This window comes from Variovorax sp. PAMC 28711, assembly GCF_001577265.1.
Taxonomy (GTDB): Bacteria; Pseudomonadota; Gammaproteobacteria; order Burkholderiales; family Burkholderiaceae_C; genus Variovorax.
Genome location: NZ_CP014517.1, coordinates 2,339,613 through 2,362,558, shown reverse-complemented (window position 1 = coordinate 2,362,558; position 22,946 = coordinate 2,339,613). Strand labels below are relative to the sequence as shown.

Sequence of the window (22,946 nt, the reverse complement as noted above, 5' to 3'; positions counted from 1 at the left end):
CATGACCACCCTGCTCAAAGTCGAAGACCTGCAGGTCGAGTTCAAGACGCGACGCGGCCAGGCGCTGGTGCTGAACGGCGTCGACTTCACGCTCGAGGCCGGCGAGACGCTCTGCGTGGTCGGCGAGTCGGGCTGCGGCAAGAGCATGACGGCGCTTGCGCTGCTCGGGCTCATCCCGATGCCGCCGGGCCGCGTGCGCAGCGGGCGCATCCTGTTCCAGGACGAAGACCTGCTGCAGGCCACGCCCGAGCGCATGCGCGAAGTCCGCGGCAACCGCATTTCAATGATCTTCCAGGAGCCGATGACGTCGCTCAACCCGGTGTTCACGGTGGGCGACCAGATCGCCGAATCGCTGCGGCTGCACCGCGGCATGGACAAGAAGGCGGCGCGCGAACGCGCCATCGCGATGCTGCGCCAAGTGGGCATTCCGGCGCCCGAACGGCGCATCGACGAGTACCCGCACCAGCTCTCGGGCGGCATGCGCCAGCGCGTGATGATCGCGATCGCGCTGGCCTGCGAGCCCGACATCCTCATCGCGGACGAGCCGACCACGGCGCTCGACGTCACGGTGCAGGCGCAGATCTTCGACCTGCTGCGCGCGCTGCAGCGCGACAAGGGCACCGCCATCATGCTGATCACGCACGACATGGGCGCCGTCGCCGAAATGGCCGATCGCGTCATCGTGATGTACGCCGGCCGCGTGATCGAACAGGGCACCACCGACGAAGTCATCGGCGACCCGCAACACCCGTACACGCGCGGCCTCATCGCCTGCCTGCCGGAGCTCGGCAGCAGCCAGCTCGACGCGCGCGTCGAGCTGCAGGAAATCGCCGGCGTGGTGCCGTCGATCTGGGAGCTCGGCACCGGTTGCGCGTTCCGCCAGCGCTGCCCGCATGCGCACGCGCACTGCAACGAGCAACCGCCGCTGATGCGCGCGCACGACGGCAGCCGGCACGCCGCGGCCTGCTGGTTGCTGCAGGACATCCAGGCACCGCAACACGAGGCATTGGCCGCATGACCGCATTGACTTCGCCACCCGCACCGCTGGCACCGGTGCTGCTCACCGTCACCGATCTCAAGGTGCACTTCCCGCGCGCCGCGGGCCTGTTCAAGACGCCGGAGGTCGTGAAGGCGGTCGACGGCGTGTCCTTCGAAGTGCGGCGCGGCACCACGCTCGCCATCGTCGGCGAATCGGGCTCCGGCAAGACCACCAGCGCGCTGGCGGTGATGCGGCTCGCACCGATCACCGAAGGCAGCGTGCGGCTGGGCACCACCGACCTCAGCCTGCTGGGCGACGACGCCATGCGCGAAGCGCGGCGCCGCCTGCAGATCATTTTTCAGGATCCGTACTCGTCGCTCAATCCGCGGCAGCGCGTGGGCGATGCGGTGCGGGCGCCGCTCGACCTCATGAAGATCGGCACGAAGGACGAGCGCGCGGCCCGGGTCGACGAACTCTTCACCGCAGTCGGCCTGCGACCCGAGCAGAAAAACCTGTTCCCGCACCAGTTCTCGGGCGGCCAGCGCCAGCGCATCAACATCGCCCGCGCGCTCGCCACCAACCCGGAACTGGTGGTGTGCGACGAGCCGGTGTCGGCGCTGGACATCGCGATCCGCGCGCAGATCCTGAACCTGCTGGTCAAGCTGCAGCGCGAGCTCGGCCTCACCTATCTTTTCATCTCGCACGACATGGCCGTGGTCGAGCACATCTGCGACGAGATCGCGGTGATGTACCTCGGCCAGATCGTTGAGCGCGCGCCGCGCAAGGCCTTCTTCGGCCGGCCGCTGCATCCGTACAGCGTGGCGTTGATGTCGGCCGTGCCCGACGTGAAGGGCGGCCGCGCGCGCGCCGCGCAACGCATCCAGCTGACCGGCGATCCACCGAGCCCGATCTCGCCGCCGCCGGGCTGCCGCTTCGCCGGACGGTGTCCGGTGGCCGAGCCGGCCTGTGCCGAAGCGTTGCCGCCACTGGTGCAGGTGCAGCCCGGCCATTGGGTGCGCTGCCGTCGCGTCGAAGTGGTGGACGGCCAGCCGGTGGCGCCGCTGCGGCTGCCGACGATCGTGCCGATGTCCGCCACGCCACGCGAGGCGGTTGCCGCATGAACCAGCGCTTCGTCATCGCGCGCATGCAGCACGAGACGAACACGTTTTCGTCGCTGCCCACGACGTTGCAGAGCTTCATGCCGTCCGACCTGACACGCCGTGGCGGCAACTCTGCACTGGCGGCGTTCATCGACATCGCCGAGGCCGAGAACGCAGAAGCGGTGATCCCGATCGCGGTCACGGCGCTGCCGGGCGGCGTCGTCGAAGCGGCTGCCTTCGACCACATCGCAGAACGCATCCTGGCCGCCGTGTCGGCCGGATGCGATGCGCTGTTTCTCGATCTGCACGGCGCCATGGTCGCGGCGCACACCGACGACGGCGAAGGCGAACTGCTGCGCCGCATCCGTCGCATCGCACCCGACTTGCCGATCGCGGTGGCGCTCGATTTCCACACCAACCTGTCGGAAGACATCGTGCGCCACGCCACGGTCATCGCCGGCTACAAGACCTATCCGCACGTCGACATGTACGACACCGGGCGGCTGGCCGGACAGATCCTCGTACGCGCACTCAAAGGCGAGGTGAAACCGGTGATGGCCTGGGGCTGGAAGCCGATGCTCACCCACATGCTGCGGCAGGCGCCCGACGACGGCCCGACCGGCGAGATCGTCGCGCTCGCGCGGCAGGCGGAGGCCGACGGCAGCGTGCTCGCGGCCACGCTGCTCGGTGGTTTTCCGCTGGCCGACACGCGCTTCACGGGGCTCGGCGCCGTGGTCGTCGCCGATGCCAACCACGGCGCGGCGCAAGCACTGTGCGATCGCATGCTGGAGATCGCCTGGACCCGCCGCGAGGACTACGTGTACCGCGAAGAGCCGTTGGCGCAATCGATCGCCCGCGCCAAAGTCGCGGCAGATGCCGGCACGAAGCCGGTGCTGCTGATCGACCACAGCGACAACGCGGGCGCCGGCGGCGGGCAGGACGACATGACGGTGGTGCGCGAGATCCTCGCGCAGCAACTCGACGACGTGGTGGTCGCCGGCATCTTCGATCCGGTCGCCGTGCAGGCCATGGCCGAGGCCGGTGTCGGCGCAACGCTCACGCTGCCGATCGGCGGCCGCACGGATGTGCCGTCGATGGGGCTGGTCGGCCAGCCGCTGCAGCTCACCGGCGTGGTGCGGCATCTGGGCGACGGCGAGTACGTCACCGATGGGCCGATGTCGACCGGCGAGACGCGCGAGCTCGGACCCTCCGCGGTGCTGGACACCGGGCGGGTGCAGATCATCGTCAACTCCCGGCGCGGCGAACCGATCGACCTGGGCGTCTTCACGCACGCGGGGATCGATCCGCTTCGCAAGAAGGTGCTGATGATCAAGTCGCGCATTCATTACCGTGCGGCCTACCGGCCGCTGGTGGGCGAGATCATCGAGTGCGCGGGCAACGGCGCCTGCACCTCGAACTACGACCTGCTCCACTTCTCGAAACTTTCATCGCCGATGTACCCGATCGACTGACTCCATGACCGACACCACTGTTTTCCAGGCCCGCAAGATCCTCACCATGAACCCGATGCAGCCGGAGGCCACGCACGTCGCGGTGCGCGACGGCAAGGTGCTCGCAGTCGGCGACCTCGCACGCATGCAGGCCTGGGGCGCGTTCACGCTCGACACCCGCTTCGCCGACAGCGTGCTGATGCCGGGCCTGGTCGAAGGCCACTCGCACCTGATGGCCGGCGGGCTCTGGCAATTTCCGTTCGTGGGCTTCCATGCACGCACCGCGCCCGACGGCAAGGTCTGGACCGGCTGCACGAATTTCGAGACGGTGATCGAGCGACTCTGCGCCATCGAAGCCACGATGGACGACCCCGCCAAGCCGCTGCTCGCGTGGGGCTTCGATCCGATCTTCTTCGGCAGCGAGCGCATGACGGTGCAGCACCTCGACCAGGTGTCGACCACGCGCGCCATCGTGATCCTGCATGCGAGCCAGCACCTGATGAACGTGAACACCGCGGCGCTGGCGCAGGCCGGCATCACGCGCCACACCGAGATCGAGGGCATCGCGCATTTCCCCGATGGCGAACCCACCGGCGAGCTGCAGGAATTCGCGGCGATGTTCCCGATCACGCGGCTCACCGGCAACATCTTCCGCGTGGCCGGTGCGGGCGCCGAGAGCCTGCGCCTGTTCGGCCAGATGGCGCAGCACGCGGGCGTGACCACCGCGACCGACCTGGTCAACGACCTGTCGGACCACAGCCACGCCGGCCTCGCGGAAGTGACGGCCGAGCCCGACTTTCCGGTGCGTCTGGTGCCGGCCTACATCAGCATGGTCGAGGCGCTGAGCATCGACGCGGGCGCCGCGCGCATCCGCGATCGGCAGGCCAACGGCAGCAACGACAAGCTGCACTACGGCCTGGTGAAGATCGTGGTCGACGGCTCCATCCAGGGCTTCACCGCGCGCGTGCGCTGGCCGGGCTACTTCAACGGCGCGCCGAACGGCATCTGGATCCAGCCACCGGCGCAGCTGAAGGCGGCGATCGCGCAGTTCCATGCGGCCGGCTTCCAGCTGCACATCCACACCAACGGCGACGAAGCGACCGAGCTCGCGCTCGACGCGATCGAGGCCGCGCTCGAAGCGCACCCGCGCGCCGACCACCGCCACACGCTGCAGCACTGCCAGATGGCCGACGCCGCGCAGTTCGCGCGCATGGCCCGCCTGGGCATGTGCGTGAACCTGTTCGCCAACCACCTCTACTACTGGGGCGACGCGCACCGCGACCTCACCATGGGCCCCGACCGCGCGATGCGCATGGACGCGTGCGCCACCGCGCTCGCGCACGGCGTGCCGCTGGCGATCCATTCCGACGCGCCGATCACGCCGCTGGCGCCGCTGTTCACCGCGTGGTGCGCGGTGAACCGCCTGACCTCCACCGGCAAGAAGCTCGGCGATGCGGAATGCATCTCGGTGGCCGACGCGCTGCATGCGATCACCATGGGCGCCGCGTTCACGCTATCGATGGACCACCTGGTCGGCTCCATCGAAGTCGGCAAGTACGCCGACTTCTGCGTGCTCGGCCAGGACCCGCTGGCCGCGCCGCCCGAGGCGCTGAAGGACGTGCCGGTGCTCGGCACCGTGATCGGCGGCCGGGCGGTGCCCCTGCCGCAGACCGCATGACGGCCGGTCGCATCCCGCTGCTAGTGATCGGCGGCTTTCTCGGCAGCGGCAAGACCACGCTGCTGCAGGACATGCTGCAGAACAACGACGGTAGCCGCCTCGCGGTGCTGGTCAATGATTTCGGCGCGGTCAACATCGATGCGGCGCTGGTGCGCTCGCGCGGCGCCGACATGGTGAACCTGGCGAACGGCTGCGTCTGCTGCCAGACCGGCGGCGACCTGACCGACGCGCTGATCCGCGTGATCGAGCGCACGCCGCGGCCCGACGCGATCGTGATCGAGGCCAGCGGCGTGTCCGACCCGTGGCGCATCGCGCAGGTCGGCCTGGCCGATCCGGCGCTCGCGCTCGATGGCGTGGTGGTGGTGGTCGATGCGGCTTCCGTGCGCGCGCACGCCGACGACCCGCTGCTGGCCGACACGGTGCAGCGGCAACTGCGCGCCGCCGACCTGCTGGTGCTGAACCAGTGCGACCGCGTCGACGGCCCCGCGCTGCAAGCGGTGCGCGACTGGCTCGACGCGCAACTGCCCGGCACGCCGCGCTTCGAGACCTCGTTCGGGCGCGTACCCGCCGCCCTGCTCGGCGGCCCGTTGCCGGCGCCCACGCCGGGCCACGACGGCGCATCGGCCTGCGGCCCGCACTGCACGGCGCACGATCACGGCCATCCGCCGCATCACGATCACGGCGAGGTGTTCGACAGCTGGTCGACCACCGGCGACGGCCCGTACGACGCCGACGCGTTGCGCGCGCTTTTGCGCGCCATGCCGCCCGGCGTGCTGCGCATGAAGGGCATGCTGCGCACCACCACGCAAGGCTGGGCCGTGCTGCAGTTCGCGGGCCGGCACGGCTCGCTGCGGCCGTGGCCGACCGGGCAGCCGCTGCCCGCGGACGACGTGCCGAACGCCATCGTCGCGATCGGCTTGCGCGGCCGGTTGCCGGTGCCCCTGCTCGCGCAGGCACTGGCGGCCGCGTGCGACGCACAGGCGGTCGGCGCATGAGGGCCGCAGCCGCGCTGCCGGTTCCCATGGTGGGCCGCGACCTCGTCGCTGCGCTCGGCGTGGTGGTGATCTGGGGCCTCAACTTCGTCGCGATGAAGTACTCGCTGCGCGACTTCACGCCGTTCCAGCTCGGCACCTTCCGCTATGTGTTCGCGGTGCTGCCGCTGCTCCTGTTCGTCAAGCGGCCGAGCCTGTCGTGGCGCTGGCTGGTGCCGGCCGGGCTCGCGCAGTTTGGCCAGTTCGGCCTGTTGTTCGTCGCGCTGCAACTCGGCATGACGGCCGCGCTGGCGTCGGTGCTGATGCAGACGCAGGTGTTCTTCACCACGCTGCTCGGCATGGTGCTGCTGCACGAGCGGCTGAGCGGCCCGCTGCGCGCCGGCCTCGCGCTCGCGGCGATGGGGCTCGCCTGCTTCGCGCTCAACGTCGCCACGGCCGGCAGTGCGCCGTCTGCGGCGGGCGGCATCACGCTCGCCAGCCTCGTGCTGAACCTGTTCGCCGCGCTGATGTGGGCCGCGTCGAACGTGATCGCCCGCCGCGCGCAGGCCGCGCAGCCGGGCTACGACCCGCTGCAGTTCGTGGTGTGGATGTCGCTGGTGCCGATCCTCCCGTTCGCGTTGATGGCCTGGTGGTTCGACCCGGTGGCCTCGCGCTGGGCGTGGACGCACGCGAGCGTGGGTGCGTGGGTCGGCGTCGCCTATCTCGGCTGGTTCGCGACCATCGCGGCCTATGCGCTCTGGACCTGGCTGCTCAAGCGCCATCCCGCCAACCGGGTCGCGCCGTTCAGCCTCGGCGTGCCGGTCATCGGCCTGGCCGCCGGCATGCTGCTGCTCGGCGAGCGCGTGTCGCCGTGGCAATGGGCCGGCAGCGCGTTCGTGGTCGCGGCGCTGGCGGTCGTGATGTTCGGCGGGCGCCTGACTGTGCGCCTCGTCGGCGCCATGCGGCGCTGAATCCATCGCACGCCTGAAGGGCATCGCCTTCTACAGGAAAAAACAGAGCTGGCACTATTCGTGCAAGCGCCGTTGACAGCCGATTGTTTATGGTTAAAGTATTTAGCTGTAAACGGTCTATGTCCACATTGTCTGTCTTCCTTCTTGCCGGAGAGCCCTTATGACCCCTTTCAAGAAACTCCTCTGCGTGGCCGTTCTCGGCTCCGCGATGTCCGTCATGGCGGCCCCCGTCAAGGTCGGCATCGCGCTCGACGTGTCGGGGCCTTTCGCTGCACTCGGCGCCGAGGCGCGTGACGGGTTCGCGCTGGCGATCAAGCAGCTCAACGGCAAGCTCGGCGGGCAGGACGTGGAGTTCATCCAGGCCGACATGGCGGGCAGCCCCGACCAGGCCAAGCAGCTGGTCGACCGGATGATCCAGCGCGACAAGATCGACCTGTTCACCGGCCCGATCGGCTCCAACATCGCGCTGGCCGTCGGCCCGACCTTGTTCGCGGCCAAGGTGCCGTATCTCTCCGCCAATGCCGGCCCGAGCCAGTTCGCCGGCGCGCAGTGCAACGCCTACTTCTTCGGCACGGCCTACCAGAACGACCAGTTCCATGAGGCGGCCGGCAAGTTCGCACAAGACCGCGGCTTCAAGCGCACGGTGCTGATCGCGCCCAACTATCCCGCCGGCAAGGACTCGCTGGTCGGCTTCAAGCGCCAGTTCAAGGGCCAGGTCGCCGAAGAGCTGTACACCAAGCTCGGTCAGATCGACTACGCGGCCGAACTCGCGCAGATCCGCGCGGCCAAGCCGGATTCGATCTACTTCTTCCTGCCCGGCGCAATGGGCATCAACTTCATCAAGCAGTTCGTCGGTGCCGGCCTGTCGAAAGACATCACGCTCGTGACCAGCGGCTTCTCGGCCGACGAAGACGTGATCGGCGCCGTGGGCGACCCGATGCTCGGCCTGTTCAACACCTCGCATTGGGCGCACGACATGGACAACGCGGCCAACAAGGCGTTCGTCGCGGCCTTCAAGAAGGAATACAACAACCGCTACCCGTCGCTCTACGCCGCGCAGGCCTACGACGCGATCCTCGCGATGGACGCCGCGGTCAAGCAGGCCGGCGGCAATGCGCAGAACCGCGAAGCCGTGATCGCCGCGCTCAAGAAAGCCAACTACGCCTCGACGCGCGGCGCCTTCAAGTACGCGAACAACCATTACCCGATCGAGAACTTCTACCTGCGCGTGATCGGCAAGGACGCGCAAGGCAAGATCACCAACAAGACGGTCAGCACGCTGCTCACCAACTACGGCGACACCTACGCGCAGAACTGCCCCTTGAAGTGATCGCGGCGGCGACTGCCCGATGAGTGGCATCCTCGTTCTCGAACAGCTGCTGAACGGCCTCGGCTACGGCCTGATGCTGTTCCTGCTGGCGGCGGGCCTCACGCTGGTGTTCGGCATCATGGACGTGCTGAACCTGGCGCACGGTTCGCTCTTCATGTCGGGCGCCTACGTGGCGGCCGAAGCGCACACGCGCACCGGGTCGTTCACCGCGGCAATCGTCATCGCGGTGCTCGTCACCGTGGGGGTCGCGCTGCTGCTCGAAGTGCTGTTGATGCGCCGCCTGTATTCGCGTGATCATTTGGCGCAGGTGCTGGCGACTTTCGGCGTGATCCTCGTGGCCGACGACATCGTCACGATGGTGTGGGGCCCGTCGCCGGTGATGGCGCCGACGCCCGCGGCGCTCTCGGGCCCGGTGCAGCTCATGGAGGGCTTGCCCTACCCGGCGTACCGCCTCGTCATCCTCGGCGGCGGCATCGTCGTCGCCATCCTTTTGTGGCTGCTGGTCAACCACACGCGCATTGGCATGCGGGTGCGCGCGGGCGCGTCCGACCGGCCGATGGCCGAGCTCATGGGCGTGCGCGTGGGCCGCATTTTCAACGGCGTGTTCTTGCTGGGCGCAGCGCTTGCCGCACTGGCCGGCGCGCTGATGGGGCCGATCGTCGCGGTGCAGGTCGGCATGGGCGAGCAGATCCTGATCCCGGCGCTGGTGGTGCTGGTAATCGGCGGCATCGGTTCGGTGCGCGGCGCCTTCGTGGCTGCACTGCTCGTGGGCGTGGTCGACACCGTCGGCCGGGCGTTCGTGCCGATGCTGCTGCGCGCGACCTTGCCGCCTTCGACCGCGGCCGACCTCGGCCCGCTCTTCGCGGAAGTGGCGATGTACGCGCTGATGGTGGGCGTCCTCCTCTTCCGTCCTTCAGGTCTTTTCTCGGCGCGCGCATGAAGAAGTCTTTCATCGGCATCGCCGTGGCGCTCGTGGTGCTGGCCGCCTTTCCGCTGGTCGCGCCGCTGCTGGGCCTGGAGTTCTACGTCGGCTTCGTGCGGCGCGTGCTCGTGGTGGCGCTGGCGGCGGCCAGCCTCAATTTCATTCTCGGGTTCGGGGGCATGGTGGCGCTCGGGCACGCCGCGTTCATCGGGGTCGGCGCCTACACCGTGGTCGCGCTGAGCGACGCGGGCGTGATGTCGGCATGGGTGCTGTGGCCCGCCGCCGCGCTGGTGGCCGGCGGGGTCGCCGCGCTCATTGGCACCGTGGCGCTGCGCACGCGCGGCATCTACTTCATCATGACCACGCTGGCGTTCGCGCAGATGCTGTACTTCGTCGTGGTGTCGCTGCGCAAATACGGCGGCGACGACGGCTACACGCTGATGGCGCGACCCACGCTGCTGCCCGGCCTCGACCTTGGCAACGAGCCGACCTTTTACTGGGTCGTGCTCGCCATCGTCGCGCTGGTGCTGACCTGGCTGCACCGCGCCACGCGCTCGCGCTTCGGCCATGCGCTGATGGGCATTCGCGACAACGAGGTGCGCATGCGCGCGCTCGGCTACCCGGTGTTCCGCCTGCAGCTCGTCGCGTTCGCGGTCGCCGGTGCCATCGCCGGGCTGGCCGGTGCGCTGCTCGCAGGTGGCAACGGTTTCGTGAGCCCGGCGACGATGCACTGGACGCAGTCGGCCACGTTGCTGGTGATGGTCGTCATCGGCGGGCTCGGGCGCAGCTGGGGCGGTCCGATCGGCGCGGTGGTGTGGCTGCTGCTCGAAGAAGTGCTCAAGCAATACACCGACCACTGGCACCTGCCGCTCGGGCTGCTGCTGATCGCGGTGGCCTTGTGGGCGCCCAAGGGCCTCGCGGCCCTGAGCCGCAGCCGAAAGGCCGTCGCATGAGCCTCTTTCGCATCGATGGCCTGGTGAAACGCTTCGGCGGTTTGCTGGCGACTGACCACGTCAGCCTCACGGTCGAGCGCGGCGAAGTGCATGCGCTGATCGGCCCGAACGGCGCGGGCAAGACCACGCTGGTCAATCTCATCACCGGCCTCCTCGCGGCCGACGCGGGGCGCATCCTGCTCGACGAGAAAGACATCACCGGCTTCAAGGACCACCAGCGCGTGGCGGCCGGCATGTCGCGCTGCTTCCAGGTGACGCGCGTGTTCGCGAAGGAAACCGTGCACGACAACCTGATGCTCGCGGCACAGGCGCACGCGGGCAGCAGCCTGCGCTTCATGGCGCCGCGCGCGAACGAACGCGCGCTGGTCGATCGCGCCGTGGCGCTGGCCGAACGCGTCGGCCTCACCAGCGAGCGCGACCGCATCGCCGGCACGCTGCCGCACGGTGCGCAACGCGCGCTCGACGTGGCGCTGGCGCTGGCGGCCGACCCCAAGCTGCTGCTGCTCGACGAGCCGATGGCGGGCATGGGTCCCGACGAATCGGCGCGCATGGTCGCACTCATCGAGTCGCTGCGCGCGGACATGGCGATCCTCCTCATCGAGCACGACATGGACGCCGTGTTCCGCCTCGCCACCCGCCTCACCGTGCTGGTGCAGGGCAAGGTGCTGATGACCGGCACCGCCGACGAGGTGCGCGGGCATCCGGATGTGCAGGCGGTGTATCTGGGCACCGAAGCGGAAGGCCATTCATGAGCGACGTACTGCTCGAAGGAACCGGCATCGAAGCCGGCTACGGCGCGAGCCAGGTGCTGTTCGGCATCGACGTGCGCGTGGGCGCGGGTGAAGTGCTGGCGCTGCTCGGCCGCAACGGCATGGGGAAAAGCACGCTGCTCAAGGTACTGACCGGCACGCTCAAGCCGATGCGCGGCAGCGTGCGATTCGGCGGCGCCGACATCGGTGGCACGAAACCCGATGCGATCGCGCGCCGCGGCGTGGCGATCGTGCCCGAAGGCCGGCACGTGTTTCCCAACCTCAGCGTCGACGAGCACCTGCGCGCCTTCGCACGACCGCGTGACGGCTCGCCGCCGCGCTGGACGGTCGATGCGCTCTACGGCCTCTTTCCGCGACTGGCCGAGCGCAAGGGCCACGCCGGCAACCAGCTGTCGGGCGGCGAGCAGCAGATGCTGGCCATCGCGCGCGCGCTGTCGACGCATCCGCGCCTGCTGATCCTCGACGAGGCGACCGAAGGCCTCGCGCCCGTCATCCGCGAAGAGATCTGGCGCTGCCTCGCGACGCTCAAGTCGGAAGGCGAAGCGATCCTGGTGGTCGACAAGTACGTTCAGCGCCTGCTGCCGCTGGCCGACCGTCACCTGATCCTCGAGCGCGGCCGCGGGGTGTGGACCGGTGATTCGGCCGCGCTGGATGCCGACCGCACGCTGTGGGCGCGCTACCTCGGCGTGTGATTCAGCGCAGCACGCGCAGCATGCCCTCTTGCGCGGTCGACGCGACCAGCGTGCCGTCGCGCGTGAACACGCTGCCGCGGCACAGGCCGCGCGCACCGCTCGCGCTCGGCGAGTCGATCACGTAGAGCAGCCAGTCGTCGAAGCGGAACTCGCGGTGGAACCACATCGCGTGGTCGAGGCTTGCGGCGCGCACCTTGCCGGTCATGAAGGTCAGGCCGTGCGGCACCATCGCGGCGCGCAGCAGGCCGTGGTCGGACGCATAGGCCAGGAGCGCGCGGTGGATGACGGGTTCGTCCGGCAGCGGCGACACGGCGCGCATCCAGATCGCGCTGCCGCCCTCGCGCGCCACCGGCGCAAGCAGGTCGTCTTTCTCGACCCGGCGGTATTCGATGCCGTGCGGCTCGATGCCCTTGACCTGCCAGCGCACGGGCAACTTGTCGCCAAGCGCGACGCGTTGTTCAAGTTCGCTCGGCAGGCCTTCGGGCCCGTCTTTTTCGGGCATCGCGAGCTGGTGTTCGATTCCGTCCTCGACCGTCTGGAATGACGCCGTCATCTCGAAGATGATCCGGTCCTCCTGTCGCGCCAGCACGTGCCGCGTGGTGAAACTGCGGCCGTCGCGCACGCGGTCGACGCTGTAGTCGATGGGCGCGTGCTCGCCGGGCAGAAGGAAGTAGGCGTGCATCGAGTGCATCGGCCGGTCGGGCTCGACGGTGCGGCTGGCCGCCATCACCGCCTGGCCGAGCACCTGGCCGCCGAACACGGCAGGCGTTCCGATGTCTTCGCTCTGGCCGCGAAAGCGGTCTTCTCCCACGGGTTCGAGGCGCATCAGGGTCACGAGGTCGTCGACAAGGCAGGCAGCGGTGGGGGCGTCGGTCATTTGCGCCAACCTTAGCAAAAGAGGCGCCAGGCGGCTGTCGCTTTGGAATCCGTGAAAATGCCGCAGCCTTCCGGCCATCGATCCTCTGGAGTTCCGACTTGATGCTGAAAACACCCCTGCCTTTCCTCGCTGTCGCTGTCGCTGTCGCCGTGCTCGTTGCGGGTTGCTCCTCGGCGTCGAAGACCGCCGCACCCGCGTCCGCCGCTGCCGCGGCACCGGCGCCCGCGGCGCCCGTGGCACCGCCACCGCCGCCCGCGGTCGAAGGGCTGGACTACCGGCAACTCACCGACGCCCTCGGCGAGGGCAACGAGAAGGGCCTCAAGGCGGACCTCGTCGGCAAGACCACGACGCTCACGCTTGCGAAAGCAGGCCGCGGCGCACCGGCGGGCACCTATGCCGTCGAAGAAGGCGACGCGACGTTCTTCCGCTGCCGCGCGATGGCGCCCGGCTTCAGCGGCGGCACGGTGACCACGAAGATCCGCGATTACCGCTTCGTGCCGAAGAGCAAGCAGAAGATCGTCGACCTCGATCGCTGCGCCGTCGCCGTCGAACCGGCGCGACCCGCACCAGTCGCTGCGGCAGCGCCTGCGCCGCAACCCACCGCACCCTCGACCGTCGGCGCCGGCAAGGCCGGCATGGACGCACGCGGCACCGTGGTGGATTCGTCGAAGGTGGAAGCCGGCAGCGGCCGCACCGTGAAAGGCCTGAACGATTTCGAAGGCGAGATCACGGGCAACCCGGCACCGAACAGCAAGTTCACCAAGCTGCAGATCGGCATGACGACGCGCCAGGTGCAGGACCTCATCGGCCCCGCGACCGACCAGGGCGCCTACATGACCGGCAAGGCGTGGATTCCGTTCTACTTCGGCGCTGACCGTCACCGCTTCGAGATGACCTACAAGGGCCAGGGCCGGTTGATCTTTGCGGGCGGTGGCATGGGCGACTTCTCCAGCGGCAACCTGATCTGGATCATCCACAACCCGAACGAGTCGGGCTACCGCTGATCGGCTCGTCGCTAGCGGTCGAGGTCGGCGCCGTCGGCCTGCAACGTGCGTTGTAGCGCCGGCACGTCGATGTCCATGAAGCGGCCCACCGCACCGGTCGCCAGCGTGGCCGCAGCGGTGCCCGCCGCCTGCCCCATCACGAAACACCCGCCACTCGCGCGCGCCGCCGACTGACCTTCGTGCGTCATCGACGCGCAACGCCCGGCGACCAGCAGGTTGCTCACCGTGCGCGGCACCAGCATGCGCCAGGGCAGCTGGTTGAAGGTGCGCGTCTCGTCCCGTGGGAACGCCCATTCGATGCGGCCCTCGGCGTGCATTTCCATGGGCCACGCGTTGATGCCGATGCTGTCCTCGAAGCGCGCGGATGAAAGGATGTCTTCGCCCGTGAGCGCGTACACGCCCTCGATGCGCCGCGTCTCGCGCAGGCCCACCTGCGGCGCAATTTCCACGATGGCCGATTGCTCGAAGCCCGGCACCTCGGCCTTCAGGAAACGGAAGTACTCGGCGACCTGACGCCGGCCTTCGAGCTCGCCATCGCTCAGCTCCTGCGCATCGACACCGTTCATCGCCTGGCCCGCGGCATTGCGAATCTGCGTGACGTTGGCGCGCCATTCGCGCGGGTCGATGTTGGGCCGCAGGATCGCGCCGTCGCGCGGGAAGTCATAGACGCCCGGCCGGCTTTCGCGCGCCTCTGCCATCAGCGCGTTGATCGCCTTGAACTCGCCGACCGCAGCCAGCGCGCGCGGCGCATCGACCTGGCCGACGCGAAACATCGTGGTCGGATACAGACCGCTGCCGTGGCCGTCGCCGACGGTGAAGGGCACGCCGGCGAAGGCGGCCACGTCGGCATCGCCGCTGGCATCGATGAACGCCGTCGCGCGGATCGCCTGGCGACCCGATTTCGTTTCGACCACCAGCGCGGCGATGCGCTCGCCATCGCCACCCTTTTCACGAACGACCGCCGCCGCCCACGCATGGAACAGCAGCGACACGCCGGCACTCTGCAGCAGCTGGTCGGCCGCCATCTTGTAGACCGACGTGTCGTACGAGCGCACGCGGATGCGTCCCTGCATGCCGTCCTGCGGCGTGTTGAGGCCGCCCATCGCGTCGATGCGCGAGAGCAGGTCGTCGGCCACGCCGTGCACCAGCTGCTGCATCTCGCCACCGCGCTTGCCGTACAGCCCCGCGAAATTGGTGACACCGCCGGCCGTGCCCATGCCACCGAGGAATCCGTAGCGCTCGACCAGCAAGGTGCGCGCGCCATGGCGCGCCGCGCTCACGCTCGCCGCGATGCCGGCCGGCCCGCCACCGACCACGACCACGTCGTATTCGCCGAAGACCGGCAGGCTGCGCGCCGGCTCGTCGATGGTGGGGGCTTGCACGCTCATTCGATCTTGATGCCGCGCTTGGCGATGATGTCGGCCATCGTCGCGCTCTCCTGCTTGATCCGCGTCTTCAGGCCCTCGGACGAGGTGCCCACGGCCTGCCACCCCTGGTTGAAGAGCTGCCGGCGCACGTCGGCGTTCTGCATGATCTTCGGCATCTCGATCGCGAGGCGCTCCTGCGCTGCCTTCGGCAAGCTGGCCGGGCCGATGAGCGCGGTCCACACCTCGAGCTGGAAGTCCTTCACGCCGGCCGCTGCGAGCGAATCCGCCTCGGGCATCAGCACGCTGCGCCCGCTGGTGGTGAGGCCAATCACCTTGAGCTTGCCGCCCTTCGCCTGCGGCTGCGCGATGCCCGGCGGCACCAGCGCCATCTGCACCTGGCCGCCGATGATGGCGGTGACGGCTTGCGGATTGCCCTGGAACGGGATATGCACCGGCGTGAAGCCCGGCACCTTCGACTTCAGCAGTTCCATGCCCAGGTGGCCGACCGAGCCGGTCCCGACCGAACCGTAGTTCCAGCGGTCGCCGGCTTGGCGCGCCGCATCGAAGAACGCCGCGCCGTCAGGGGCCGACGGTTGCGCCACCAGCACCAGCGGCGCGGTCGCGATCAGCGTGATGTAGCTGAAGTCCTTGCCCGGGTCGTAGGGGAGGCGCGGGTACAGCATCTTGGCGGAGGTGAGGTTGCCGTTGATCACAACGCCGAGCGTGTGGTCGTCGGTGGACTTGGCCACCTGGTCGGTCGCGATGTTGCCGGAGGCGCCCGGCTTGTTCTCGATGATGACCGGCTGGCCGAGCGCATGGCCGAGCGGCTCGGCGATGGCGCGGGCCGCCATGTCGGGCGTCGAGCCGCCGGGGAAGCCGACGAGGATGCGGATCGGCCGGGTCGGCCACGGTGCGTTCTGCGCCAGCGCCGCAGGCGAACAAGCCGCGGCGAGGACGGCCAGGGTGGCGACGGCAAAAGCTCTCTTGGAAGGATGCATGGCGGACAGGCTGAGGTTGGACAAACCAGCAGTCTAGGCGCAGTCGCTGGGGAATAATCTGCTGCTCCCGCGTGCTCATCGGAAACCCTCATGTCCTCCATCACCTTGCGATTCCTCGCCGAACCCAACACCGTCAACTTCGGCGGCAAGGTGCACGGCGGCACCGTCATGAAGTGGATCGACGAGGCCGGCTACGCGTGTGCGACCCGCTGGGCCAAGCGCTACTGCGTGACCGCCTTCATCGGCAGCATCCGCTTTCACCATCCGATCATGATCGGCGACCTGGTCGAAGTCGAAGCCCGCCTGGCCTACACCGGCAAGACCAGCATGAACATCTCGGTCGAGGTGCGCAGCGGCGACATGAAGGGCGGCGAGATGACGAAGACGACCGAATGCCTGGTGGTGTTCGTGTCGGTCGATTCGCATGGCCGGCCGATGCCGGTCGTCACCTACGCGCCGGGCACGCCCGGTGAAATGGCGCTGGCCGAGCGGGCCCGCGCACATCTCGATGCCGCACGCGCTGCGGCGAGCCCCGAAGTTTGACCATGCGGGCGGGCGCGCTGACGCTCCTGTGCTGGTGGTCGGCAATGGTCGTCCTTCCTGCCCATGCACAGTCCGCGCAGTCACCGAGTTGGGGCGCGATCGCCTCGGTGTACGGCGCCCAGGGCTACGCCTTCAACCATCCGTCACGTGCCGCCGCTGAAGCCGCAGCACGCGCGCAATGCGATCGCGCCGCCCGCCGCCCGGGTGCCTGCGCCGTCACCGCGTATTTCAACCGCTCCTGCGGCGCGCTCGCCACCGGTAACTATGGCGAATGGGGCGCCGCCACTGCGCTGACGGCGGACGCAGCGACCCAGGCGGCTGTCGGTCAGTGCGACGCGCATCTGCCGACGCAGCCGTGCAAGGCGGTGGTCACCGTCTGCTCGCCGCGTTGAGTGCCCGACCCGGGCGCTCAACCCCGTGGGGCCACGACCGTTCCGCTGACTTCGCCCAGACCGATGCGCGTCGCGCCCGCGCGCTCGCAGTAGCCGCGCAGCGTGAGCGTGTCGCCGTCTTCGAGGAAGGTGCGGCGCTCGCCGTTGGGCAGCGTGATCGGCTGCTTGCCGCCTTGCGTGAGTTCGAGCAGCGAGCCGGCCTGCTCGGGCGTGGGGCCCGACAACGTGCCCGACCCCAGCAGGTCGCCGGGCTGCAGGTTGCAGCCGTTCACCGTGTGGTGCGTGACCAGTTGCGCCGCTGTCCAGTACGCGGCTTGCGTGGTATTGCCGCGCGTGAGGCGCACGGCGGGCGCGCCGGCGTCGCGCATCTGCGCGGTCTGCAGCCAGACCTCGAGCGTGATGTCGAGCGCACCGGCGGCGCGGTTCGATGCATCGTCGAGGTACGCCATCGGCTGCGGGTCGGTCGCAGGGCGCTCGAACTTCGCGCGGAACGGCGCGAGCGCCTCCATCGTGACGATCCAGGGCGACAGCGTGGTGGCGAAGTTCTTCGCGAGGAACGGGCCGAGCGGCTGGTATTCCCAGGCTTGCAGATCGCGCGCCGACCAGTCGTTGAGCAGCGTCACGCCGAACAGGTGGCGCTCCGCGTCGCCGATGACGATGGGTTCGCCGAGCGCGTTGCCCCGGCCGATGAGAAAGCCGAGCTCGAGTTCGTAGTCGAGCCGCTTCGACGGGCCGAAGCTCGGCTCGACCGCATCGGGCGCGCGCGTCTGACCCTTCGGCCGCTTGAAGACCTGCCCGCTCACGCCGATCGACGAGGCGCGGCCGTGGTAGCCGATGGGCACCCACTTGTAGTTGGGCATGAGCGGCTGGTCGGGGCGAAAGAGCTTGCCGACCGTGGTCGCGTGGTGGATGCCGGTGTAGAAATCGGTGTAGTCGTGGATGCGGCACGGCACCGTCAGCTCGACGGACGATTGCGCATACAACGCGAGCTCCCAGTCGCCCTTCTTGGTACTGCCTTCCGCGAGACCTTCGGACAAGGCCTTGCGCAAGGCGGCACGCTCTTCGGGCGTCGCGGCCATCAGGCGGTTCATGTCGGCGTGGTCGACCAGCTTGGCCGCGTCGAGGTCCAGCACCTGGTCGCCGATCGCGACGCCGATGCGAAACGGCTCCTCGGTGTCAGCCGGCCGGAAGCGCCCGAAGGGCAGGTTCTGGATCGGGAAGTCGCAATCCGCCACGTTGGCGGAGTCGACCCAGCTGCGCAGCTGGGTGTCGTGGGTGGTGTCGAGGATGTTCATGGGCGTGCTTTCAATCGGCCGACATGCCGGCCTTTTTGGCGACATCGCCAAGGCGCTGGTATTCGGATTGGGTGAGCTTCGTCAGTTCGTCGGCCGACGAGCCGCGCGGCGAGAAGCCGGCCTGCACCAGCTTGTCCTTCACCTCGGGCAACGCGAGCGCTTCGACGAAGGCCTGGTTCAGCGCCTTGACGATCGGTGCCGGCAGGTTGGCGGGGCCATAGACGCCGAACCACGGGTCGAGCGCGTAACCTTTCAGGCCGGCCTCGGCCATCGTCGGCACGTCAGGCAAAGAGGGCGAGCGCGACGGCCCGGCCACCGCCAGCGCGCGCAGCTTGCCGGCCTGGATCTGCGGCAGCGAGGCGGGCAGGTTGTCGAAGGCGACGCCTACCGTGTTGCCGAGCAGGTCGTTGATGAGCGGACCGCTGCCTTTGTAGGCGACGTGCGTCAGTTCGGTGCCGGTGGTCTGCGCGAACATCACGCCGGCCAGGTTCATCGAGGTGCCAGCACCGGCAGTGGCGTAAGGCAGACCAGGACTCTTCTTCGCTGCAGCGACCAGATCGCTCACGCTCTTGATCGGCGATGCGGCTGGCACTTCGAGCACGATGGTCGAGGTTCCGAGCAAACTGATCGCGGTGAAATCCTTGCGCGGATCGAAGGCCATCGACTTGTAGATGTGCGGGTTGAGCGCGTTGGTCGAAATGGCGCCGAAGCCGATCGTGTAGCCATCGGGCGCGGCCTTGGCCACCGCGTCCATGCCGATGTTGCCGCCCGCGCCGCCGCGGTTGTCGATGACCACGGGCTGACCGAGCTTCTCGGACACCTTCTGGCCGACGGTCCGCGCGACGAGGTCGGTGGTGCCGCCCGCGGTGTAGGGCACGACGAAACGGATCGGCTTGGCCGGATAGTCGGCGGCGTGCGCGGCGCTCGACAGTGCGAGTGGCAGTGCGAGCAGGAGAGCGGTGAATGCTTTCATGGGTGATGTCCCTTCAAGGCGTTGTTTTGAATTGATCGGGCAGGCCCGCCCAGCAGTCGGCGTAGTTGGGGTCGAGCGCGGGGCTTTGCATCGCCCAGCCGCTCGGGATGAAACGGTAGCGGCTCTCGAACATGAAGGCCAGCGTGTGGTCGAGCTTCTGCGGTTTCAGGTCGGCGTGGCTGGCCTTGTCGAACGCCTCTTCGTCGGGGCCGTGCGGCACCATCATGTTGTGCAGGCTCGCGCCGCCGGGCTTGAAGCCGCCGGGCTTGGCGTCGTACTGGCCGTGCACGAGCCCCATGAACTCGCTCATGAGGTTGCGGTGGTACCAGGGTGGACGGAAGGTGTCTTCCATCACCAGCCAGCGCGGCGGGAAGATCACGAAGTCGCAGTTGGCCGTGCCGGGCGTGTCGCTCGGCGAAGTGAGCACGGTGAAGATCGACGGGTCCGGATGATCGAAGCTGATCGAACCGATGGTCATGAAGTTCGCCGTGTCGTACTTCACCGGCGCGAGGTTGCCGTGCCACGCGACGACGTTGAAGGGCGAGTGCTTGGTCGGCGCGCGCCAGAAGTGGCCGCCCGATTTCTTGATGAGCTCGTACTCGGCGGGCGCCTCTTCGTATGCGGCGACCGGTGCCATGAAATCACGCGAGTTCGCCAGGCCGTTCGAGCCGATCGGGCCGAGCTCGGGCAAGCGGAATTGCGCGCCGTAGTTCTCGCAGACGTAGCCGCGCGATGCGCCCGCACCGGCTTCCGAATCGGGCAGCGCGACCTTGAACACCACGCCGCGCGGCAGCACCGCGATCTCGCCGGGCTTGACCTCGAGCACGCCCATCTCGGTCGTGATGACGAGGCGGCCCTGCTGCGGCACGAGCAGCATTTCGCCGTCGGCATTGACGAAGGCGCGGCGTTCCATCGAGCGGTTGGCCAGGTACATCAGCGAGCCGATGCCGACCTGCGATTCGACATCGCCGTTGGCCGCCAGCGTGTGCATGCCGTCGACGAAGTCGGCATCGACGTGGTCGAGCGGCATCGGGTTCCAGCGCATCGGCTCGGGGGGCAGCGCGATGGCGCGATCGGCGCCGCTGGTCCACTGCGCCTGCGCATACGGCTGGTAGCGGCCCGACACCACCGACGGCTGACGGCGGTACATCCAGGTACGGCGGTTCTCGTGGCGCGGCGCGGTGAAGGCGGTGCCCGAGATCAGTTCGGGGTAGAGATCGAAAGGCGCGCGCTGCGGGCTGTTGCGGCCTTGCGGCAGGGCGCCGGCGACGGCTTCGGTGGCGTGTTCGTTGCCGAAACCGCTCTGGTAATTCGGGGTCATGGTGGCTTGTCTCCACGGGAAAACAGAGCTGGATGGTAATGCCTTCATCTGCTATTGTCTAATTCATTCTCTTTAGACGAATACAAGAACGCACATGGCTACCGGCACCGAACGCGCGCAGCGCGGCATCCAGAGCATCGAGGTCGGCGGCGAACTGCTGCGCGCGCTGGTGCATGCCGGCCGCCCCATGGCGCTGAAAGACCTGGCGCGCGAAGCCGACATGACGCCGGCCAAGGCGCACCCCTACATGGTGAGCTTCGGCCGGTTGGGCTTGATCGAACAGGACGCGGCCAGCGGCCACTACCGGCTCGGCCCGCTCGCGCTGCAGCTGGGGTTGATCAGCCTGCAGCAAGCCGACCCGGTGCACATCGCGACGCCGCTGATCGCCGACCTCGCGCAGCGCTTGGGCCACACCATCGCGATGGCGGTGTGGGGCGATCGCGGCGCGACCATCGTGCGCATCGCGGAGTCGCCGTCGGCGGTGCACGTGAACCTGCGCCACGGCACGGTGTTTTCACTGACAAGCACCGCATCGGGCCGGCTCTTCGGCGCCTACCTCGAAGCGGGCAAGGTGCAGGCCTTGCTGGAGGCCGAGCGCCGCCGCAGCGCGCGGCCTGCCGCCGGCATGCCCGATGCGCCACCGCTGCCGAGCTGGAAGGCGTTCGAAGCGCAGCTCGCGGAGGTGCGCGCGCACGGCCTGAGCCGCTCCGAAGGCGAGATCATCCCGGGCATCCACGCGATGTCGGCGCCGGTGTTCGACCACACCGGCGCGATCGTGCTCGCGCTGATCGCCATCGGCCCGGCCGGCATCTTCAGCACCGCGTGGCACGGCGAGATCGCCAAGGCGCTCAAAGGCTGCGCCAACGCGGTGTCGCAGCAGCTCGGCGTCAGGCCATGAAGCCGACGTTCTTCGGGTAATCGATGCCGTTGGTGGGCGTGCCGAAATTCTTCAGGTTCGGCAGGATGCTCGGCAGGTCGACCGCGGGCACGCCGAACCAAGTGGCGAGCGTGGCGGCGTACTGGTCGACCGAGGTGGTCGGGATGAGCCGACCCTGGCCGACATGGCCTTCGTAGCCGACCTTCTTGGAATCGTTCTCGATGCTGACCACGGGCGGCGTGCCGTAGAGGTTCTTGCCCTTGACCGCGCCGCCCAGCACGAAGTGGTGGTTGCCCCAGCCGTGGTCGGCGCCATCGCCGTTGGAAGCCAGCGTGCGACCGAAGTCGGACGCGGTGAACGTGGTCACGTTGTTGGCCTGGCCCTGCACGCCCATCTGCTTGTGGAAGGCCGTCATCGCGTCGCTCAGTTGGGTGAGCAGCTGCAGTTGGTTCGACAGCAGGTTGTCGTGCAGGTCGAAGCCGCCCATCGACACGAAGAACACCTGGCGTTTGGCGCCGAGCGTGCTGCGGCCGCGGATCAGCCGCGCGACCATCGCGAGCTGGCGACCCAGGTTGGTGTTGGGGAACGTGTTGGCGGGAAACGCGGGGCTCGCCGCGCTGTCGTCGCCGATCGCGCTGGTCACCTTGACCTCGGCGTCGATGGCGCGCGCAGTGACGCGGTTGTATTCGTTCTCCAGGTTGTGCGTGCGTGCCTGCTGGATCAGCGTCGCCATGGCCGACTTGACCGTGGACGAGCCGTAGACATTGCCGTTCGCGCTGCCGATCTTGACCGCGCCGTTCGTGCTCACCTGGTATTGCAGCGCCGAGTCGCCCGACAGGAACACCGCGTTGCCTGACACCGAGATGCAGGTGAAGAGCGAATTGGTGTTCTGCTTCTGGTCGAGCACGATGTCGCCGATGTTGCCGCCCCAGCCGACCGTCGAGCCTTCGGGCGACGACGACTGCCAGGTCGACTGCTGGTCGTTGTGCGAGAACAGTTTCGGCGGCACCGGGTACAACTTCCTGTTGCCGTTGTTGAACTGGGCCCGCGTGAGCGGCACCACCAGCGGGCCGACGTTCAGTTGCACCGCGAGGCTGCCTTCGTTGTTGTAGAGGTCGGCCAGCCCCTGCATGCCGGGCGCCAGGGCGTATTGGCGCCCATCAGAGCGGACCGGGCCGTTCAGCAGCGGCAGCAGCGCGGCCTTGGGCAGCGCGATGCCGCCGGTGCCCGAGCCGCCGCGGATCGTGCTGTAGGCGGTGTAGCTCGGGTCGTCGTACGTGACCACGGTGTTGGCATAGTCGCAACCGCCATAGAGAAACACGCAGACCAGCGCCTTGTAGTCGGTGGCGCCCTGCGCGGCGGCTTCGCCCATCGCCGCGAGATTGAGCGCGAAGGGCAAGGCGGTGCCGGCCATCGCAAGCTGGCCGGAGCGGCGCAGGAAAGCGCGGCGGGTGTGCGCGGCGGGATCGATGAGGTACATGG

21 protein-coding genes and 1 pseudogene are annotated in these 22,946 nt (G+C 68.6%); 15 read left to right on the top strand and 7 right to left on the bottom strand.

Annotated elements, in window-relative coordinates; translation table 11 throughout:
• Position 1 precedes the first annotated feature (1 nt).
• From AX767_RS11610 to AX767_RS11560, 11 genes and pseudogenes are all read left to right on the top strand, one after another.
• Complete coding sequence (locus AX767_RS11610) at positions 2–1,018, top strand: ABC transporter ATP-binding protein (protein WP_082754995.1); 1,017 nt, start codon at positions 2–4, stop codon at positions 1,016–1,018.
• Entirely contained in the window at positions 1,015–2,100 is a 1,086-nt protein-coding gene (locus AX767_RS11605; RefSeq protein WP_068631486.1) for an ABC transporter ATP-binding protein, read from the top strand. Before AX767_RS11610 ends, AX767_RS11605 begins: the two co-directional genes overlap by 4 nt.
• The gene (locus AX767_RS11600; RefSeq protein ID WP_068631485.1) at positions 2,097–3,551 is read left to right on the top strand and encodes a M81 family metallopeptidase; all 1,455 of its coding nucleotides are present in this window, start codon (positions 2,097–2,099) and stop codon (positions 3,549–3,551) included. Before AX767_RS11605 ends, AX767_RS11600 begins: the two co-directional genes overlap by 4 nt.
• 4 nt (positions 3,552–3,555) lie before the next feature.
• On the top strand, positions 3,556–5,208 hold the full coding sequence (locus AX767_RS11595; protein ID WP_068631484.1) for an amidohydrolase: 1,653 nt from the start codon (positions 3,556–3,558) through the stop codon (positions 5,206–5,208).
• Positions 5,205–6,203, top strand: a complete 999-nt coding sequence (locus AX767_RS11590) for a CobW family GTP-binding protein (protein ID WP_068631483.1) — start codon at positions 5,205–5,207, stop codon at positions 6,201–6,203. The genes AX767_RS11595 and AX767_RS11590 overlap by 4 nt, the downstream gene beginning before the upstream one ends.
• Entirely contained in the window at positions 6,200–7,150 is a 951-nt protein-coding gene (locus AX767_RS11585; RefSeq protein ID WP_068631482.1) for an EamA family transporter, read from the top strand. Before AX767_RS11590 ends, AX767_RS11585 begins: the two co-directional genes overlap by 4 nt.
• Positions 7,151–7,310: 160 nt before the next feature.
• A complete protein-coding gene (locus AX767_RS11580) occupies positions 7,311–8,480 on the top strand; it encodes an ABC transporter substrate-binding protein (protein ID WP_068631481.1) in 1,170 nt (389 codons plus the stop codon).
• Between the two features lie 19 nt (positions 8,481–8,499).
• A complete protein-coding gene (locus tag AX767_RS11575; protein WP_068631480.1) occupies positions 8,500–9,420 on the top strand; it encodes a branched-chain amino acid ABC transporter permease in 921 nt (306 codons plus the stop codon).
• Positions 9,417–10,355, top strand: a complete 939-nt coding sequence (locus AX767_RS11570; protein WP_068631479.1) for a branched-chain amino acid ABC transporter permease — start codon at positions 9,417–9,419, stop codon at positions 10,353–10,355. The genes AX767_RS11575 and AX767_RS11570 overlap by 4 nt, the downstream gene beginning before the upstream one ends.
• Positions 10,352–11,107: an ABC transporter ATP-binding protein gene (locus AX767_RS11565; RefSeq protein WP_068631478.1), complete on the top strand. Its 756-nt coding sequence runs from the start codon at positions 10,352–10,354 to the stop codon at positions 11,105–11,107. The genes AX767_RS11570 and AX767_RS11565 overlap by 4 nt, the downstream gene beginning before the upstream one ends.
• Positions 11,108–11,193: 86 nt before the next feature.
• Positions 11,194–11,817, top strand: a pseudogene (locus tag AX767_RS11560) (ABC transporter ATP-binding protein); the annotation flags it as partial.
• A gap of 1 nt (position 11,818) precedes the next feature.
• On the opposite strand, the gene AX767_RS11555 reads toward AX767_RS11560, so the two are convergent.
• Positions 11,819–12,694, bottom strand: coding sequence for an acyl-CoA thioesterase (locus AX767_RS11555; protein WP_068631476.1), 876 nt, complete (start codon positions 12,692–12,694; stop codon positions 11,819–11,821).
• A gap of 101 nt (positions 12,695–12,795) precedes the next feature.
• Between AX767_RS11555 and AX767_RS21905 the strand changes: the two genes are divergently transcribed.
• Positions 12,796–13,698 (top strand): hypothetical protein, encoded by a 903-nt coding sequence (locus AX767_RS21905; protein ID WP_237288422.1) that lies wholly within the window; start codon positions 12,796–12,798, stop codon positions 13,696–13,698.
• Between the two features lie 11 nt (positions 13,699–13,709).
• Here AX767_RS21905 and AX767_RS11545 read toward each other — a convergent pair whose 3' ends face one another.
• Entirely contained in the window at positions 13,710–15,086 is a 1,377-nt protein-coding gene (locus AX767_RS11545) for an FAD-dependent oxidoreductase (RefSeq protein ID WP_068631475.1), read from the bottom strand.
• Positions 15,083–16,063, bottom strand: coding sequence for a Bug family tripartite tricarboxylate transporter substrate binding protein (locus AX767_RS11540; RefSeq protein ID WP_068633611.1), 981 nt, complete (start codon positions 16,061–16,063; stop codon positions 15,083–15,085). Before AX767_RS11540 ends, AX767_RS11545 begins: the two co-directional genes overlap by 4 nt.
• Before the next feature lie 90 nt (positions 16,064–16,153).
• Between AX767_RS11540 and AX767_RS11535 the strand changes: the two genes are divergently transcribed.
• Positions 16,154–16,606: an acyl-CoA thioesterase gene (locus tag AX767_RS11535; RefSeq protein ID WP_068631474.1), complete on the top strand. Its 453-nt coding sequence runs from the start codon at positions 16,154–16,156 to the stop codon at positions 16,604–16,606.
• A gap of 44 nt (positions 16,607–16,650) precedes the next feature.
• A complete protein-coding gene (locus tag AX767_RS11530; RefSeq protein WP_168164824.1) occupies positions 16,651–16,998 on the top strand; it encodes a DUF4189 domain-containing protein in 348 nt (115 codons plus the stop codon).
• A 17-nt stretch (positions 16,999–17,015) separates the two neighbouring features.
• Here the strand turns inward: AX767_RS11530 and fahA are convergent, their stop codons facing one another.
• The 3 genes from fahA to hmgA are packed head-to-tail and all read right to left on the bottom strand — an operon-like array spanning position 17,016 to position 20,587.
• The gene (fahA, locus tag AX767_RS11525) at positions 17,016–18,293 is read right to left on the bottom strand and encodes a fumarylacetoacetase (RefSeq protein WP_068631472.1); all 1,278 of its coding nucleotides are present in this window, start codon (positions 18,291–18,293) and stop codon (positions 17,016–17,018) included.
• 10 nt (positions 18,294–18,303) lie between these two features.
• Entirely contained in the window at positions 18,304–19,266 is a 963-nt protein-coding gene (locus AX767_RS11520) for a Bug family tripartite tricarboxylate transporter substrate binding protein (RefSeq protein WP_068631470.1), read from the bottom strand.
• A 13-nt stretch (positions 19,267–19,279) separates the two neighbouring features.
• On the bottom strand, positions 19,280–20,587 hold the full coding sequence (hmgA, locus tag AX767_RS11515; protein WP_068631467.1) for a homogentisate 1,2-dioxygenase: 1,308 nt from the start codon (positions 20,585–20,587) through the stop codon (positions 19,280–19,282).
• A gap of 94 nt (positions 20,588–20,681) precedes the next feature.
• On the opposite strand from hmgA, the gene AX767_RS11510 reads away from it, so the two are divergent.
• On the top strand, positions 20,682–21,485 hold the full coding sequence (locus AX767_RS11510; RefSeq protein WP_068631465.1) for an IclR family transcriptional regulator: 804 nt from the start codon (positions 20,682–20,684) through the stop codon (positions 21,483–21,485).
• Here the strand turns inward: AX767_RS11510 and AX767_RS11505 are convergent.
• Positions 21,475–22,944 (bottom strand): DUF1501 domain-containing protein, encoded by a 1,470-nt coding sequence (locus AX767_RS11505; RefSeq protein ID WP_068631463.1) that lies wholly within the window; start codon positions 22,942–22,944, stop codon positions 21,475–21,477. The genes AX767_RS11510 and AX767_RS11505 overlap by 11 nt on opposite strands.
• Positions 22,945–22,946: the final 2 nt, after the last annotated feature.

What these genes read in the sequence shown, in the direction of transcription:
- AX767_RS11610 (WP_082754995.1), top strand. Translation starts at nt 2, where the DNA reads ATGACCACCCTGCTCAAAGTCGAAGACCTGCAGGTCGAGTTCAAGACG.
- AX767_RS11605 (WP_068631486.1), top strand. Translation starts at nt 1,015, where the DNA reads ATGACCGCATTGACTTCGCCACCCGCACCGCTGGCACCGGTGCTGCTC.
- AX767_RS11600 (WP_068631485.1), top strand. Translation starts at nt 2,097, where the DNA reads ATGAACCAGCGCTTCGTCATCGCGCGCATGCAGCACGAGACGAACACG.
- AX767_RS11595 (WP_068631484.1), top strand. Translation starts at nt 3,556, where the DNA reads ATGACCGACACCACTGTTTTCCAGGCCCGCAAGATCCTCACCATGAAC.
- AX767_RS11590 (WP_068631483.1), top strand. Translation starts at nt 5,205, where the DNA reads ATGACGGCCGGTCGCATCCCGCTGCTAGTGATCGGCGGCTTTCTCGGC.
- AX767_RS11585 (WP_068631482.1), top strand. Translation starts at nt 6,200, where the DNA reads ATGAGGGCCGCAGCCGCGCTGCCGGTTCCCATGGTGGGCCGCGACCTC.
- AX767_RS11580 (WP_068631481.1), top strand. Translation starts at nt 7,311, where the DNA reads ATGACCCCTTTCAAGAAACTCCTCTGCGTGGCCGTTCTCGGCTCCGCG.
- AX767_RS11575 (WP_068631480.1), top strand. Translation starts at nt 8,500, where the DNA reads ATGAGTGGCATCCTCGTTCTCGAACAGCTGCTGAACGGCCTCGGCTAC.
- AX767_RS11570 (WP_068631479.1), top strand. Translation starts at nt 9,417, where the DNA reads ATGAAGAAGTCTTTCATCGGCATCGCCGTGGCGCTCGTGGTGCTGGCC.
- AX767_RS11565 (WP_068631478.1), top strand. Translation starts at nt 10,352, where the DNA reads ATGAGCCTCTTTCGCATCGATGGCCTGGTGAAACGCTTCGGCGGTTTG.
- AX767_RS11555 (WP_068631476.1), bottom strand. Translation starts at nt 12,694, where the DNA reads ATGACCGACGCCCCCACCGCTGCCTGCCTTGTCGACGACCTCGTGACC.
- AX767_RS21905 (WP_237288422.1), top strand. Translation starts at nt 12,796, where the DNA reads ATGCTGAAAACACCCCTGCCTTTCCTCGCTGTCGCTGTCGCTGTCGCC.
- AX767_RS11545 (WP_068631475.1), bottom strand. Translation starts at nt 15,086, where the DNA reads ATGAGCGTGCAAGCCCCCACCATCGACGAGCCGGCGCGCAGCCTGCCG.
- AX767_RS11540 (WP_068633611.1), bottom strand. Translation starts at nt 16,063, where the DNA reads ATGCATCCTTCCAAGAGAGCTTTTGCCGTCGCCACCCTGGCCGTCCTC.
- AX767_RS11535 (WP_068631474.1), top strand. Translation starts at nt 16,154, where the DNA reads ATGTCCTCCATCACCTTGCGATTCCTCGCCGAACCCAACACCGTCAAC.
- AX767_RS11530 (WP_168164824.1), top strand. Translation starts at nt 16,651, where the DNA reads ATGGTCGTCCTTCCTGCCCATGCACAGTCCGCGCAGTCACCGAGTTGG.
- fahA (WP_068631472.1), bottom strand. Translation starts at nt 18,293, where the DNA reads ATGAACATCCTCGACACCACCCACGACACCCAGCTGCGCAGCTGGGTC.
- AX767_RS11520 (WP_068631470.1), bottom strand. Translation starts at nt 19,266, where the DNA reads ATGAAAGCATTCACCGCTCTCCTGCTCGCACTGCCACTCGCACTGTCG.
- hmgA (WP_068631467.1), bottom strand. Translation starts at nt 20,587, where the DNA reads ATGACCCCGAATTACCAGAGCGGTTTCGGCAACGAACACGCCACCGAA.
- AX767_RS11510 (WP_068631465.1), top strand. Translation starts at nt 20,682, where the DNA reads ATGGCTACCGGCACCGAACGCGCGCAGCGCGGCATCCAGAGCATCGAG.
- AX767_RS11505 (WP_068631463.1), bottom strand. Translation starts at nt 22,944, where the DNA reads ATGTACCTCATCGATCCCGCCGCGCACACCCGCCGCGCTTTCCTGCGC.